This is a genomic window from Streptomyces atroolivaceus, assembly GCF_000717025.1.
In the GTDB taxonomy this organism is placed as follows: Bacteria; Actinomycetota; Actinomycetes; order Streptomycetales; family Streptomycetaceae; genus Streptomyces; species Streptomyces atroolivaceus.
The window spans coordinates 107,611-121,971 of record NZ_JNXG01000021.1 but is presented as its reverse complement, the minus strand read 5'-3'; the positions used below and the strand labels follow the sequence as shown (position 1 = coordinate 121,971).

Below are 14,361 nucleotides of genomic sequence, written 5' to 3'. Positions count from 1 at the left end.
CCTGGTCCGGACCAAACGGCCGAGGAGGGAGTCAGGCGCCGATCAGCGGAGCGCGGGGGGAGCTGTGCAGAGGGGCGGCGAGTTCGGCGAGCGCTCGTTCGAGGCTGTGCAGATGGGCGAGCGCCGGTTCCGCGACGCCGACGGGCGGCAGAACTCCGGCGGAGGCCGCAGCAGCGCCGGGCCTTCGCCGTACGGGAGCCGTCAGCGCCTCCACCGAGGCTTCCACCCGCCAGCAGGCGGCGGCCAGCCGGGCGTCGTGGGAGGCCTCCGGATCCGCTGCCACGGACGCCAGACCCCGCACCTCGCGTACGCAGACGTCGAGCAGCGCCAGCACCTGCCCGGCCCGTGCCTTACGGGCGCGGAACGGACTCAGCGGATGTACGAGCGGGGCGAGCGACAGCCGTACCCGCCCGAGGAGCGCTTCCAGTTCGGCGACGCGGGGAGCGGGGTCGGCGGTCGCCGAGCCCGCGAGCCGTGCGGCGGCCTCCGCGGTGCAGGCGTGCACGCAGCGCAGGGCCCGCTGGATCCAGGCGTCGGTCGTGGCGTGGGTCGTGACCGGCAGGACGAGGAGCACCGCCACCATCGCGCCGAGCGCCCCGACGCCGGTCTCCACGAGGCGCAGCGCGAGCAGAGCGGGATCGAGGACCCCGAGCAGCCCGTAGAGCGTCCCCGCCAGGACGGTCACCGAGAACATCATCCAGGTGTACGAAACGGCCGCCGTGTAGAAGATGCCGAAGACGCCGAGCGCCACCAGGACCGCGGAGGGCACGGCCGCTCCGTGCAGCGGAGCGATGACGGCCAGACCGATGGGGATGCCCGCGAGCGTCCCCAGGACCCGGCGGAATCCACGGACCAGCGTCTCGCCCCGGGAGGTCGTGTTGACGAAGACCCACCAGGTGGCCCCCACGGCCCAGTACCAGCGGTCGCCGGAGAGGAACTGTCCGGCCAGCAGTGCGAGCGCTCCCCCCGCGGTCGCCTGGACCGCCTGCCGCGTGGTCGCCCGGGCCAGCCCTCGCCCGGCGACAGGAGCGAGCACGGCGGCGGCGGGCTGCGTTCGCTCGTAGCACCAGAGGCCGAAGCGGACGACCGAGGAGACGAGCAGCGAGAGCAGGACGGCGGAGTACAGCTCGGGGAGCTGCCCCGGCAGAGTGTGGAGGAACTGGGTGATGAAGAACGCCATGAAGGCGAACACCCCGAGCGAGTGGCCGCGCGGCCCCCACCGCCGGGCGTAGACGCCCACACCCATGACGGCAAGGAAGGCGAGGTCACGCGCCACCGGGAGGTCGTGCAGCCCGGCGGCCAGGGCGAGCACGGGAAGGCCCGCGACGGGCAGGAGCGCCGTCGTCACCGCCTGACCGCGCACGGTGGGGTCGGTCACCGTGAAGAGGGCCAGCAGGGCCGCGAGCCCGCCGGTGATGGCTCCGGCGAGGGAGTGACCGGCGAGGCCGCACACGATGACGGCCAGTCCGATACCGAGGACGGCCCTGGTCGCGTGGCGCAGCCGGTGCCGCCCCGGATCCGGAGCCACGAACGCCCTCTTCAGCACAGCTGCCCGCCCCTTCTCATGAAAAAGGGCGCCACGGAATCCGCAGCGCCATCGACGGGGACATCAGACCATGCTTTCGACTGGTGGCTCAACAGTTGCCCAGGAGACTGAGCCATTGGCCCACTCGATCCGCTGGAATGTGTACCACCCATCGACCATTGGCCGGGAGGAGGGCGGTCGCGCCGACTGACGCGACCGCCACGGTCAGGGTTCCGGGAGCGCCGCTACGGCACGCGTCGCCCGCCTCCCGAGCAGCGAGCGCGGACGACGGAGGTCAGGAGACCGGCGGCATGTCCGTGCTGCGCGAATCGAGGCCGGCGCGGTGGTTGACCCAGCTGCCGCGAGTGAAATCCGGGAAGGCGACCGGGCGGCCCTTGCCTTCCAGGGACATGACACTCAGCGGGACCGGGGCGCACCAGGAGGCCGAGTCGTACACGTCGATGTCCGGTACCAGCCCCGCGCGCATGAGCTGCACCGTGCGCCACTGGAGGACGTAGTCCATACCGCCGTGGCCGCCGTTGTTCGCGGCGTCGTCCCCGATCTTCTTCCAAAGCCAGTGGTCGAACTCCTTGCGGTACGTGTCGAAGTCCCGCCAGGAGTGGCCGCTGTGGTCCGGCTCGATGTAGACGCGTCCGCCGGTCGCCGACGTTCCCACGTAGTCCTCGAAGATGCCGCGGCTGCCGGCTAGCGTGTTGATGCGGCTGTACGGGCGGGGCGAACTCACGTCGTGTTCGGCTCTGATGGTCCTGCCCCTGGCCGTCTCGATCGCGCAGCTGACCAGGTCGCCGTTGACGTACGTCTCACGCCACGAAGGGTGCGACTTGGGTACGAAGCGCTCCCGGTAGTCGGCGAGCCCCTTCGGTGCGGTCGCTGTGGCTTTCAGCGTCGTCATGCGGTCGCCGCGGTTGATGTCCATGGCTGCGGCGATCGGCGCCAGGCCGTGCATGGCGTAGAAGGAGGCGGTGCTCCGGGTGTGCCAGAGCCGGCGCCAGGCGTCGGTGTAGTACGTGTCGGAGAAGAGCAGTTCGCGCAGGTCGTGCAGGTAGCCGCCGTGGCCGTTCGTGACGTCGCCGAAGAGACCCTCGTGCGCCATCCTGAGCATGGCCAGCTCGTTGCGGCCGTAACTGCAGTTCTCCGACAGCATCAGGTTCTTGCGGGTGCGCTCCGAGGTGTCCACGAGATCCCACAGCTCGCGCAGTTCCGTGGCGACGGGCAGTTCGACCACGACGTGCTTTCCGGACAGGAGCGCGGCCTTGCCCTGTTCGTAGTGGAACTCCCACGGGGTGGCGATGTAGACGAGATCGATGTCGTCGCGCCGCAGCATCCTGGCGTACGCGTCCGCCGATCCGCCGTATTCCGCGGGGCGGGGCCTGCCGTCGGCCACCAGACCGTCGGCCGTGCGTCTGACGCGGTCGGTTCGCATGTCGCACACGGCCGTGACGACGCATCCGGGAATGACGGACCAGCCCGTGGTCATCCCGGAGCCCCGGTTACCGAGCCCGATCACGCCGACTCGGACGGTCTTGTACGGCTCGAACGGCACGTTGATCATCGACTTCTGGCCGGGGCGGCGGCCGGGGGCCGCCGCATCCGCCGCCGACGGCGGCGCACTCGTGGCCGCGGCCGCTCCGGTGGCTGACCCGAGGCCGGCCACGACGGCTCCCGTGGCCAGCGTGCCTCCGAGTAGCGAACGGCGTGCGACGGTGGGGATTTCGGGCATGGCGAGACACTCCTCGATGCGTGACCGGCGGCACTGGCGGGGACGACTCTGGCCGTGACGCCAGTCACATGTCAATAGATGCTCGAAGGAACCGTGTTACGAACAAAATCAAGCATCCGACTGCGAAAGTGCGCGCACGGGGGCGCGGAGTGGCATCAAATGGCTGGTTCACGCTGTCGTCGCGGGTCCGCGCCCTCGGCCGCCGGGCCGAGGGCGCCACCGAGGACCCGTGCGACTTCGCCCTTTCGCCGGCTTCGTGGCGGGCGGCTCAGGGGCCGGCCGGCGGACTGCGGGGCGGGGGGACGGCAGGATGCCGGGGAACACCGTACGTGCTCCTCGGCGGCGCCGGAGCTCCGACACTTCCGAGGCCGCCCATGACGGCGTCACGCCCCCGGTCGGGGCCTGAGGTGAGGACCCGGGGGCTCGGCAGGTCGTCTGACGGACGGCGCCGGAGCGCTACGGGAGCCGTCCGCCCCGGCGTTCGGAGCGCATCCGCGCGAACGGCCGGCGCCTGCACCGGCGGACGGCCCTCCGGCATGCCTGGAGGCCGGGCGGCCCGGCGCCAGGACACACCCGGTCAGAGGGGCTGGAGCCGGGTGCGCAGGAGACAGAACTCGTTGCCTTCCGGGTCGGCCAGGACGTGCCAGCTCTCGGTGCCGGTCTGGCCGACGTCGGCGGGCCTGGCCCCGAGAGCGAGCAGCCGCTCCAACTCGGCGTTCTGGTCACGGTCGGTGGCGTTGACGTCGATGTGCAGTGGGAGCTTCCCGGTCCGTGGGGAGCTGCTGGGGCTGAGGACGAGTGTGGGCTGCGGGCCACCGAAGCCGGCGTCGGGCGGCCCGATCTCGATGCTTCCGTCGTCCTCCCGGCCGAGTTCGACGTAGCCGAGGACCTCGCTCCAGAACGCGGCGAGCCGCTCGGGGTCGGCGACGTCGATGACCAGCTCACTGATGCGGCATGCCATGCGCGTCAGTGTAGGCGGACGGCCTCGGCCCGGGTGATCGGTTCCAAGGCGATCGATGATCGTGAACGGTGGGCTCGGGTACGGTCGTCCTACCGCCGTGGTCAGGCCGGGCCGGCCCTCGAAGCGGCGCCGACGGGCGCGAGGACCTGGCGGGTCACCCGCACGGAGCCCCCGTCCGGGCAGGCCTGAGCCGGGCCGGACACGCTGGAAATCGCCCCGCGTGGAGTCCACCACCCGTACACCGACGGCCCGCGGCGTGGTGCCCCGGCCCGGCGTGGGGGCGAGGTACCCGACCGCGGCAGCCGCTCGTTGTGGCCGGGCCGCTGGGGCAGGTGCTGCTGCGGGCTCAGGCGCCCACAGTCCCGTCGACGCCCTCACGCAGGAAGTCCGCGTGCCCGTTGTGGCGGCCGTACTCGAGGAGCACGTGCATCATCACCATCCGCAGCGACACCTCCTCGCCCCATCTCGGCTGGTATCCGGCCTGGTCCAGGGACTCGGCCTTCCGCTCGATACGGCGCGAGTTCTCCACCTCGGCCTCCCAGGCCGCGAACGCCTCGGCCCTGGTCGACGCGCTCGCGTCGTACGCCGCCTGGAAGTCGACCCTGTCGGACCAGACCATGGGCGCGTCGTTGTCCTCGAACGCCCGACGGAACCAAGCGCGCTCCACCTCCGCCATGTGCCGCACCAGACCGAGCAGCGAAAGCGTGGAAGGCGGCATCGACTGCCTGCGCAGCTCCTCGTCGGTGAGGCCCTCGCACTTCAAGGCGAGGGTCGCGCGGTGGTAGTCGAGGAAGGCCCGCAGCATGTCGCGTTCGCTTCCGAACACGGGCGGTCCTGTGCGATCGTCGCCGGTCACTGTCCACGCTCCTCATCCGTTCCTGCGTCCACGCGCAGTATTCACTCCCGTCCCCCGTCCCCGGACGAGGCCCCTCGCCCGGCCACGACCGCCCCCTGTAGCGGCAACTACCCCACCGGGCTCTGCCGAACGTCCTTGACGAACACGATCCCCTCGCTGTCCGCCAGGTGGGCCGGGTCGAGGCCCGAGTAGCCGAACCAGGGCGATACGCGGGGCGCGGGGCGCGCTTCGCCGAGGAGGGCGGCGAGCCGCGGGGCGTCGATCACGCAGCGGTCCTCGGGGAGCGCGTACAGAAGGCCCTCGACGGTGTCCGGCGGCGGGGTGTCCACTCCCTGGTGCCGGATCGTGCCGACGGCCGTGGCCACGAAGGCGTACTCCTCGCCGAGCCGGGCGCTCACCAGCGCACCGGCGCTCCACCACTCCAACGGCGTCCCGCCCATCCGCATCGAGCTCTTCGCCCGCTGGAGATGGGAGTTGTGGGCATGGATGAGAGCCGGGCCACGATCGGCGACGGCGAGAAGGTTGTGGGCCATCATCTGGTCCCGCAGGCCAACCAGCCGGGTCATCCGGGCCGATGACGCGTCGGCCATCCAGTGGTGGTAGCGCAGCAGACCGGTCGCGGTGCGCCCGTAGAGGCGTGCCCGGTCCCACTCCTCCCGCGACGTCGCCGTGACCAGATGGGGTGTCTGCGCGTCGAGCAGCGCCACCAGATCGTCGGCCAGCAGACGCAGCCGGCCGGCCTCGGCCGACTGTCCCACGGACCGGCTCGGGTCCAGCATCGCGGCGGGATCTGTCCATCGGCCGTCGCTGCCGAGCAGTTGGCCGAGCTTTTCCGCGGTGCAGGGGAGCAGCGCCTCGTCCGTCCAGGCCGACAGGTAGCCGTGCAGGGCGCTGAGGGCCTGCCGTGGGCTCGCTGCGGCGGTGATCTCCACAGGGCCGTCGAAGCCCGCGAAACGCAACCGCTCGGACGCGGGCCGGCCGTCGTTGTACGCGCGCATCCAGCGCACGAGGTCGCGGTTGGCTCCGTAGGCGCCCCAGCCATGGCTGAACCCCTGCTCCATGACCTGGTCGAGGGTGCCCTTGCCCGAGGTGACGTAGTCGTCCACGACCAGGCCCATCACGCAGTCGCTCTCGATCGCGATCGTCCGGAACCCCTCCTGCTCGACGAGCTGGCGGAAGAGCTGGTTGCGCAGGTCGAGCAGCGTGTCCTCGCCGTGGGTCGGCTCGCCCAGGGCGAGCAGCCGGGGCCTCGCCGGCAGCAGCCTCATGACGGCGGCGGCCTCGACGGCATGGGTGGTGTCCTTGATGCCAGTAACCATGACCTCAACGGTATCGTTGAACCTTCGGTTGAAGCTTTGCCGCGATATCGTCGGTCTGATGGGGAGAAACCTTCAAAGCAGTGACCGACTCAGACCGGTCGACCTGGCGCGCGGCCACGGTCTTTCCACGCAGGCGGTCAGGAACTACGAGGCGGCCGGCATCCTTCCGGCTGCCGGTCGCACGCCCCACGGCTACCGCACCTACACCTCGCTGCACGACGGCGCCCTGCGCGCGTTTCTCGCGCTGGTTCCGGGCCACGGCCACCGGACGGCGACGTCGATCATGCGGGCCGTGAACCAGGGCACGTCCGACGACGCCTTCCGCCTCATCGACGAGAGTCACGCCCAGCTGGCCGACGACCGGCGGACCCTCCAGGCCGTGGAGAGAGCACTCCGCGACCTGGGGCCCATCACGGCGTCCGGGCCCGGTGCGGGATCCCGGCCGACCGCGGCGTCCCGGCCCGATGACACGTTCATCGGGCCGCTGGCGGGGAAGCTCGGGATCCGGCCCGCGACCCTGCGCGCATGGGAGCGCGCCGGACTGGTGCGCCCGCGCCGTGACCCGCGGACCGGGTACCGCGTCTACGACGAGGCCGACGTACGGGACGCCCGGCTGGCCCACCAGCTCAGGCGGGGCGGCTACCTGCTGGAGCAGATCGCGCCGCTGATCGCGCAGGTGCGGGCGGCCGGCGGCCTGGAACCGCTGGAGACCGCGCTGCGCGACTGGCACCGTCGGCTCTCGGCCCGCGCGCGGGCGATGCTGAACGGGGCCGCGGAGCTGGAGGCGTACCTACGCCGGCGCGGGTGACACTCCGGTGGCCGCCCGGCCGAGAGGTACCACCCGGAGGGCGCAGCCGGACCACCCAGGGGCCGCGGGTGCCCACGTGCGCGGCGGCATGAGCCTGCCGCCCGCCCACCTCGAGGCCCCCGCCGTCAACGGCCGTACGCGGTGCGGCACAGGGCGACGACGTCGGCGGACGCGACCCCCTTGCCCGACGCGCAGACGGTACGCATGTCGTAGGTCTGACGGGGCGTGCCCGGCCGGCGCGGCGGCTCGGGGAGTGCGGGGGCCGCGCGTCGCGGCTGGTTCCGCGCGTCCTGGTGGACCGGCGGTGGGACCGCCCCCGCGCGCCGGGCCGGTGCGCGCACCCCCTCCTCCTTCTCCTTCCGCTTCTTCCCGCTCGCGCGCTCCGGCTGCCCCTCGGCCTTCCCCAGTGCGTCGTGGACCGCCGGGGGCGCGGTGGGTGGCGTCGACGCCTGCGCGGCGGGAGCGTTGCCGGAATGCACGGCAGCGGGCGCCGGCCTCCCCCCTTCGCTCTGGACGGAGACGCAGCCGGCCGTACTCAGCAGGGCTACGAGCGCGAGGGACATGGACCGCAGATTCATGCCCTGGTCAACGACGAGCCGCGCGACCGGACACGTCGGAGGACCGGGTCGCGCACGGGCGCTGCCGCTCAGCCGGACAGCGCCGACCGGGCGATGCCCAGCGCACGGTGGATGGTGCGGGACAGCGGAGCCCGCTGCGGGTCCGTGCTCCAAGCCCACTGCTCGACCGCGATGCGGAGCGCGCCGTTGAGGACTGTCGCCTGCACCCTTGGTTCCAGGTCGTCCGGCCGGTGGCCCGTCCGCTCGGCGATGACCTCGGCGAAGACCAGCTCCGCGTCGTGGTGGACCTGGAGCCATACGGCGCGCAGCCCGGGCTCGGTACGGGTGAGGAGAACCAGGTCGCGCAGTGCTTCCGCGTCGGTGTCCGCCGCCGTGTCCGGGAGCGAGGACGGGGTCCCGACGACGGCCTCCGCCAGCGGCCGGTCGCGTGGCCACGACCTCATCAGCGCGGTGACGAAGTCGAGCGCGTAGGTCAGCAGAGGGCTGACGCACAGTTCCTTCGACGAGGTGTACCGCCACAGCGTCCGCTGCGAGATTCCCGCGGCGGCGGCGATGTCCTCGGCGGTCGTCGCGGCGACCCCCCGTTCGGCGAACAGACGTACGGCTTCCCGGGCGATCTCCAGCCGGGTCGCGGCCTTGCGACGCTCGGTCAGAGGGGGGCGCCCGAGGCGGGCGCTGCCACCGACCGCGGTTTCTCCGGTGGCCGAGGCCGCTTCCTGCGCCCCACCGGCGTGCACGGCCTCCACGGTTTTCGGCCACCTTCCTTTCAGCTGCGCCCATCGTATCGACAGTCTTTTCCGGCACTCATTGCCATGTTGGCACTGACCGCCATAAAAGGTAGCGTGCGTGCGCAGCCATCGAACACAAGGAGCACCACGTGAGCGTCACCACCACCGGCCAGGGCCGCAGCGTCATCGTCACCGGCGCCGGATCGGGCATCGGCCGGGCCACCGCCCTGATGTTCGCGGAGGAGGGCGCACGGGTACTGATCGCCGACGTCGACGGCGCGGCGGCCCGCGCCGTCGCCGAGGAGGCGACGAAGGCCGGCGGGACCGCGGTGACCGTGATCGGGGACCTGCGGGACCAGGCCGTCGTCGACCAGGTCACGGCGACGGCCGTGGAGGCGTTCGGCGGCATAGACGTCCTGGTCAACAACGCCGGAGTCATGGACACCATGTCGGCGGCGGCCGATACCGGGGACGACGAGTGGGAACGCGTCATCGGCATCAACCTCACGGCTCCGTTCCGCCTCACGCGGGCCGTGCTGCCGCACATGCTCGCCGCCGGAAAGGGTGCCGTCGTCTTCACCGCCTCCGAGGCCTCCCTGAGGGGCAGCGCGGCGGGTGCGGCGTACACGGCGTCCAAGCACGGCATCGCCGGGCTCACCAAGTCGCTGGCGGTCATGTACCGCGACAAGGGCATCCGCTCCAACGCCATCGCCCCCGGCGGGACCATCACCAACATCCGGGTCGAAGCGGACCGGAACGCGCACGGACCGGCGGCCCTCGCCCCCTACATGGGCAACGTCGGCTCGCCCTCGCAGGCCCAGGAGCAGGCGGCGGCGATCGTCTTCCTCGCGTCCGACGCGGCCGGCAACATCAACGGCGCGATCCTCCCCGTCGACAACGGCTGGTCGGCAGTCTGAGGCCCTCGCCGGCCCCTCAGCACCTCGCACCCGCCCACGGCCCGCGCCGGACGGTTGCGACGTCGCCGCCCCTGCTCCCACCCCTGAGAGGAACGAGGCCCCGGATACCCCCTCCGGGCCCCGCTGACGGCATCCGGCGGCGATCGCTGCTCCGGACGCGGCGCGTTGCGCCCTGTTCGGAGCAGCCCGGTCAGTCGAAATAGGATTCGAGCGTGCCGCAACGCCGGACGTCGAGCGTCGCGCAGTGGAACGAGCCTCCGAACGGCGCGTAGTTCAGGAGGTCGCACGGGATCGGCTCGAATCCCCACTTCTCCAGCGCGCGCAGCATGCCCGTGTGACGTCTTTCCGCGATCACCCGCTTCTCGTCGACCATGAGAATGTTCATGCTGAGCCATTTGCCGCAGAGCGAGGTGATCTTGAGTAGCCGGTCGTCGATCGGGTCGGGCTCGGGGGCGATCAGAATGTCCCACGAGCTCAGCACTGCCGGCAGACGGTCGACGTCGATGTACTCAGGATTGACCAGCGCCTTGCCGGGACCGAGCACGAGGAACGTCGTGTCGATGTGCATGGGGGTGCGGCAGCGGCTCTCGATCTCGTGGATGCGGTAACCGGGCCCGAGATGGCGGCGCAGCCAGTCGATGCCCATGCGGTTGGTGACGTTGCTCCGGGTGACGAACAGATCGCGTCCCGCGCGTACGAAATCCGCCGCGTCGAACACCGGCTCGAACTCGGTGAGGATGTAGCGCATGGGCTCGCCGTCATCGGGGATACGGAAGTCCCCGTCGAACAGTTCGTCGGTGAGCTGCGGCTTCGGCGCCGCCGTCCAGCGCGCACCGCGGCGGAAGTAGTCCTTGAGGAGCGCACGATAGGAGTGGGTCTCGAAGTACCGGCACGGCCAGGCCATCGGGGTCTCGATGATCTCGTCGCCGATCACGAGCATGCTGTCGCGCGGGCAGGTGTTGCAGAACCCGCGCGACGACCAGTGCGGGGTACTGAAGCGCTGCCGGTGGTCGACCACGTCCGGGCGTGTGACCGTGACGCCCAGGGACTGAAGCAATTCGACGAACTGGTCGAGTTCGGTCTGTGCCCGCTCGACCAGTCGGCGCGGGTAGTTGAAACCCGCGGCGAGGCCCTGCAACCGTGCCGCCCAGGGCGGGATGTTGCACGCTACGACCGGATGGCTGGAGGGGATGGTCGCTCCGTCGAGCCTTCCGACGATGATCTCTTCCAGCGGGTCCCACTCGTTATGTGAATTCACCGGCGAAGCGAGAGCCATATCAACTGCTTTCGGTCACGGAACGGCAGTAACCCGATGCCTTGTATTCACCACTCAAAGCAAACACGCTCGCACAGCCCCGTCAAACGAGAGGGCGGGCCCACGGTGGCCGGGCAGACAGCTCCGGGAAGAAGGGCCGGGGACGCTCCCGTCCCGCCGGCCGCGGGCTCCCACGCCGGTCGTCGTACGTCCCCACGCAGGCCGTCGTACGCCCCCACGCCGACGCCGAGGCACCGAAAATACGGTGGCCAGGCCTCCGGGGCACCTCCTAGCATCCGCCCATGACCGATGCCATCGACTACGCGGACGACGAGCGGGAATCAGAGAGCGGAAGGCAGATCGTCTGGCGTGCCAGGTCGGTCGGTCTCGTTGCGGTCGAGACGGATGACGCCGAGCTCCTGCACAGGTGGCGTTCCGACCCTGTAGCCGCTCATGAGATCGGTATCTGGCCGCGCTCCGTCACCGCGATGCGCGAGCGCATCGAGCGTGACGGTGACGACGACGACCGTGACGACTTCCTCGTCGTCCTGCTCCCTGACCGCACCACCGTCGGTCACATCGCGCTGAGCGGCCAGGACATCGTCAACGGCTCGGCACGGATCGAGCTGATGCTGGCCCCTGAACACCGTGGACGAGGCCACGGTCGTCACGCCCTCGACGCTCTGGTGGACCTCGCGTTCGGTGAACTCCCGATGCACCGCCTCACGGCACGGACCCACACGGACAACGCCCCCGCCCTCGCCGTCCTCTCCGGATCCGGCTTCGTGCGCGAAGGCGTCAGCCGCTCAGCCTGCCTTCATCGCGGCCGCCGCCACGACCTCGCGGTGTCCTCGCTCCTCCGCACGGAATGGGAGGCCCTGGACCGCCCGCGTGCTTGGGACGCCTGACCTGGTGGCGGGGCTCCCGGCCGGACCCGGGGCCGGCCGGGAGCCGCGCCACCGCCATCGCCCCGCCGTGGGTAGATTGGGCCGGCCACTGATCACCGAGCCAGGAGGAGCACAGCCGGACATGGCGGTGGACGCCCTCGACACCCGCATCCTCCGGCTGCTCATCGAGCAGCCGCGCACCAGCGTGCGTGAGTACGCGCGCATCCTCGGCGTGGCACGCGGCACTCTCCAAGCCCGTCTGGACCGCCTGGAGCGGGACGGGGTGATCACGGGCACAGGCCCTGCTCTCTCCCCCGCGGCGCTCGGCCACCCGGTACTCGCCTTCGTCCACCTGGAGGTCACCCAGGGGCATCTGGACGAGGTGGGGGACGCGCTCGCAGCCGTCCCGGAGATCATCGAGGCGTTCTCGACCACCGGAGGCGGCGACCTGCTGACCCGCGTGGTGGCCCGTGACAACGGGCACCTGGAGGACGTGATCCAGCAGCTGATCCAGCTCCCCGGCGTGGTCAGGACCCGGACGGAAGTTGCTCTGCGCGAGCGCGTGGCGCACCGGCTCCTGCCGCTGGTCGAAGCGGTGGGGCGGGCTGCCGGCCCCGGCTGACCGGCCTCGGGCATGCTGGAGGTCATGAAGACCCCACGCCTCCCGGCACCGTCCGTCCTCTTCGATCTCGACGGCACCCTGATCGACAGCGAGCCGAACTACTACGAGGCGGGGCGCCGCCTCCTCGCCCGGTACGGCGTGCGGGACTTCAGCTGGGAGAACCACACGCGCTTCATCGGCATCGGCACCCGTGAGACTCTCACCGTCCTGCGCGAGGAGTACGGGATCGAGGCGCCGGTCGACGAACTGCTGGCCGGCAAGAACGCCCTCTACCTGGAACTCGCGGGCGCCTCCACCACCGCCTTCCCCGAGATGCGCATCCTCGTCGAGCGGCTGCACGGGGACGGGGTTCCGATGGCGGTGGCGTCGGGATCGTCCAGGGCGGCGATCGCGGCCACGCTCTCGGTCACGGGGCTGGACGCGTACCTTCCCGTGTACGTCTCCGCGGAGGAGGTGGCGCGCGGCAAGCCGGAGCCCGACGTGTTCCTGGAGGCCGCCAGGCGGCTCGGCGTGGCGGCCGACTCCTGTGTGGTGCTGGAGGACGCCGTCCCGGGCCTGCGGGCGGCCCACGCTGCAGGGATGCGCTGTGTCGCGGTTCCGCTCCCCGAGGCGAGCGCGGACAGGGCGGCGTTCGGGAAGGCTGAGCTGCTGTTCCCGGGCGGACAGGAGGAATTCACCGCCGCGGCGTTGCTCGACTGGCTCTCCACCGGATGAGAACGGGCCGGGCCGGCCCATCGCCTGGCCGGATTCGGCGCCCCTGACTCCGGCCGGGCGAACGGAGGTCCGGGGGACGGATATCCTGATCACGCCGCGCACCCCGACGCACCGTACCGAGGCGATGAGCCCGATGGGGTCGCCGCCGCGGCAGTCGGAGCGGTCCACAATTCGAGAGTGGTGTGCACAGGTGCTGGTTGCTGGACGGTACCGGCTGATATCCCCCATCGGCCGTGGCGGTATGGGTGAGGTGTGGCGCGCCACGGACGAAGTGCTGGGGCGGGCCGTGGCGGTGAAACTGCTGCTGGGCGACCAGGCCGATGCCTCGTCGACCGCGCGCTTCCGCCTCGAGGCGCAGACGGCCGCGCGCCTGAGCCACCCTCACCTGGTGGCCGTGTTCGACTTCGGCTCCTGGGAGGACCGCTTCTATCTCGTGATGGAGCTGGTCGAGGGCAGGAGCCTGGGGGATCTGCTGGAGGCTCAGGAGACGGTCCATCCCGAGCAGGTCGCCCATATCGCCGGTCAGGCCGCTGCCGGTCTGGCGGCGGCGCACCGCCAGGGCATCGTCCACCGTGACATCAAACCCGGCAACCTGATGCTGGACGCCGACGGGTCCGTGAAGATCGGGGACTTCGGCATCGCACAGTTCGTCGACGATCCCTCCACCGCGCTGACCACGGCCGGCCACATCGTCGGTACGAGCCTGTATCTGGCTCCTGAGCGCGCCCTCGGCCGCACGGCCGACTCCGCCTCCGACATGTACTCACTCGGCTGTGTCATCTACCAACTGCTGGTCGGGCAGCCGCCCTTCCGCTCGGACACGGCCACCGCCACGCTCTACCAGCACGTGGACACGCCTCCGGTGCCGGTCAGACAGCGAGGGGTGGACGTCTCCCCGGCCTTCGACTCGTACCTGCTGGGCCTGCTGGCCAAGCAGCCCGAGGACCGGCCGAGCGCACAGCAGGTCTCCGACTGGTTCCGTACGGATGCGTGGCGCGGGCGGCCCGAGCCGCTGCCGCAGCACTCCCCCGCCGCCCCGCCGCCCGCTGCCCTGCGGCCCGCTGCCCCCTCCGCTCCCGCGCCGGCTGCGGGTCCGGGTGCCCCGGCCGCCGGGGGCGTGTCGACATACCGGCTGCCGCAGGCCACCGGGCGCAGACGGGCGGCCCCCGCGCCCCGGACGTCCAGAGCCGCGACCAGATCGGCCTCCACGCGCCGGATCAGCACGAGGGAGGCCATCCGCCGCCGCCCACGCGTCGCGAGCGCCGTGGCCGGGACGATCGCCTTCCTGGCGGCGGTGTATCTGGGCACGGTCCTCTTCGCACCGGAGACCAGCACGGCGGACACCCCGGATCCCGGCTCCTCCCCGACCGCCGGGCTCGAGTCGCCCCCGCCGGCCGAACCGTCGGGTCACCCCGCCCAGGGCGGCGAGGACGAGGACGGCTGAGCCTTC

14 protein-coding genes are annotated in these 14,361 nt (G+C 71.5%); 6 read left to right on the top strand and 8 right to left on the bottom strand.

Annotated features, from left to right (window positions below):
* Window positions 1-31: 31 nt before the first annotated feature.
* The 5 genes from OO67_RS32150 to OO67_RS32130 form a co-directional block, all read right to left on the bottom strand.
* Window positions 32-1,546 carry an FUSC family protein gene (locus tag OO67_RS32150; protein WP_033305318.1) on the bottom strand — a complete coding sequence of 505 codons (1,515 nt, stop codon included), beginning with the start codon at window positions 1,544-1,546 and terminating at the stop codon, window positions 32-34.
* A 274-nt stretch (window positions 1,547-1,820) separates the two neighbouring features.
* Window positions 1,821-3,266, bottom strand: a complete 1,446-nt coding sequence (locus OO67_RS32145; RefSeq protein WP_033305317.1) for a Gfo/Idh/MocA family protein — start codon at window positions 3,264-3,266, stop codon at window positions 1,821-1,823.
* Window positions 3,267-3,843: 577 nt separating this feature from the next.
* Window positions 3,844-4,227 carry a VOC family protein gene (locus tag OO67_RS32140; protein ID WP_033305316.1) on the bottom strand — a complete coding sequence of 128 codons (384 nt, stop codon included), beginning with the start codon at window positions 4,225-4,227 and terminating at the stop codon, window positions 3,844-3,846.
* Between the two features lie 346 nt (window positions 4,228-4,573).
* Entirely contained in the window at window positions 4,574-5,083 is a 510-nt protein-coding gene (locus OO67_RS32135) for a DinB family protein (protein WP_033305315.1), read from the bottom strand.
* Between the two features lie 107 nt (window positions 5,084-5,190).
* Window positions 5,191-6,402, bottom strand: a complete 1,212-nt coding sequence (locus tag OO67_RS32130) for an erythromycin esterase family protein (protein WP_033305314.1) — start codon at window positions 6,400-6,402, stop codon at window positions 5,191-5,193.
* A 58-nt stretch (window positions 6,403-6,460) separates the two neighbouring features.
* Between OO67_RS32130 and OO67_RS32125 the strand changes: the two genes are divergently transcribed.
* On the top strand, window positions 6,461-7,210 hold the full coding sequence (locus OO67_RS32125) for a TioE family transcriptional regulator (RefSeq protein WP_033305313.1): 750 nt from the start codon (window positions 6,461-6,463) through the stop codon (window positions 7,208-7,210).
* A 125-nt stretch (window positions 7,211-7,335) separates the two neighbouring features.
* Here the strand turns inward: OO67_RS32125 and OO67_RS32120 are convergent, their stop codons facing one another.
* Together OO67_RS32120 and OO67_RS32115 are read right to left on the bottom strand one after the other, a co-directional pair.
* Window positions 7,336-7,773 (bottom strand): hypothetical protein, encoded by a 438-nt coding sequence (locus tag OO67_RS32120; protein ID WP_244300396.1) that lies wholly within the window; start codon window positions 7,771-7,773, stop codon window positions 7,336-7,338.
* A gap of 83 nt (window positions 7,774-7,856) precedes the next feature.
* Window positions 7,857-8,534: a TetR/AcrR family transcriptional regulator gene (locus OO67_RS32115; RefSeq protein ID WP_106972855.1), complete on the bottom strand. Its 678-nt coding sequence runs from the start codon at window positions 8,532-8,534 to the stop codon at window positions 7,857-7,859.
* A 131-nt stretch (window positions 8,535-8,665) separates the two neighbouring features.
* Between OO67_RS32115 and OO67_RS32110 the strand changes: the two genes are divergently transcribed.
* On the top strand, window positions 8,666-9,433 hold the full coding sequence (locus tag OO67_RS32110) for an SDR family NAD(P)-dependent oxidoreductase (protein ID WP_033305311.1): 768 nt from the start codon (window positions 8,666-8,668) through the stop codon (window positions 9,431-9,433).
* A gap of 190 nt (window positions 9,434-9,623) precedes the next feature.
* On the opposite strand, the gene OO67_RS32105 is transcribed toward OO67_RS32110, so the two are convergent.
* Complete coding sequence (locus tag OO67_RS32105; protein WP_033305310.1) at window positions 9,624-10,709, bottom strand: amidinotransferase; 1,086 nt, start codon at window positions 10,707-10,709, stop codon at window positions 9,624-9,626.
* Between the two features lie 281 nt (window positions 10,710-10,990).
* Between OO67_RS32105 and OO67_RS32100 the strand changes: the two genes are divergently transcribed.
* The 4 genes from OO67_RS32100 to OO67_RS32085 all read left to right on the top strand — a co-directional run bounded on the left by OO67_RS32100 (window position 10,991) and on the right by OO67_RS32085 (window position 14,355).
* Window positions 10,991-11,596 carry a GNAT family N-acetyltransferase gene (locus tag OO67_RS32100; protein WP_078598406.1) on the top strand — a complete coding sequence of 202 codons (606 nt, stop codon included), beginning with the start codon at window positions 10,991-10,993 and terminating at the stop codon, window positions 11,594-11,596.
* 121 nt (window positions 11,597-11,717) lie between these two features.
* Window positions 11,718-12,197 (top strand): Lrp/AsnC family transcriptional regulator, encoded by a 480-nt coding sequence (locus tag OO67_RS32095; protein WP_033305309.1) that lies wholly within the window; start codon window positions 11,718-11,720, stop codon window positions 12,195-12,197.
* 24 nt (window positions 12,198-12,221) lie between these two features.
* Window positions 12,222-12,911: an HAD family hydrolase gene (locus OO67_RS32090; protein WP_033305402.1), complete on the top strand. Its 690-nt coding sequence runs from the start codon at window positions 12,222-12,224 to the stop codon at window positions 12,909-12,911.
* A 241-nt stretch (window positions 12,912-13,152) separates the two neighbouring features.
* Window positions 13,153-14,355, top strand: coding sequence for a serine/threonine-protein kinase (locus OO67_RS32085; RefSeq protein ID WP_033305308.1), 1,203 nt, complete (start codon window positions 13,153-13,155; stop codon window positions 14,353-14,355).
* Window positions 14,356-14,361: the final 6 nt, after the last annotated feature.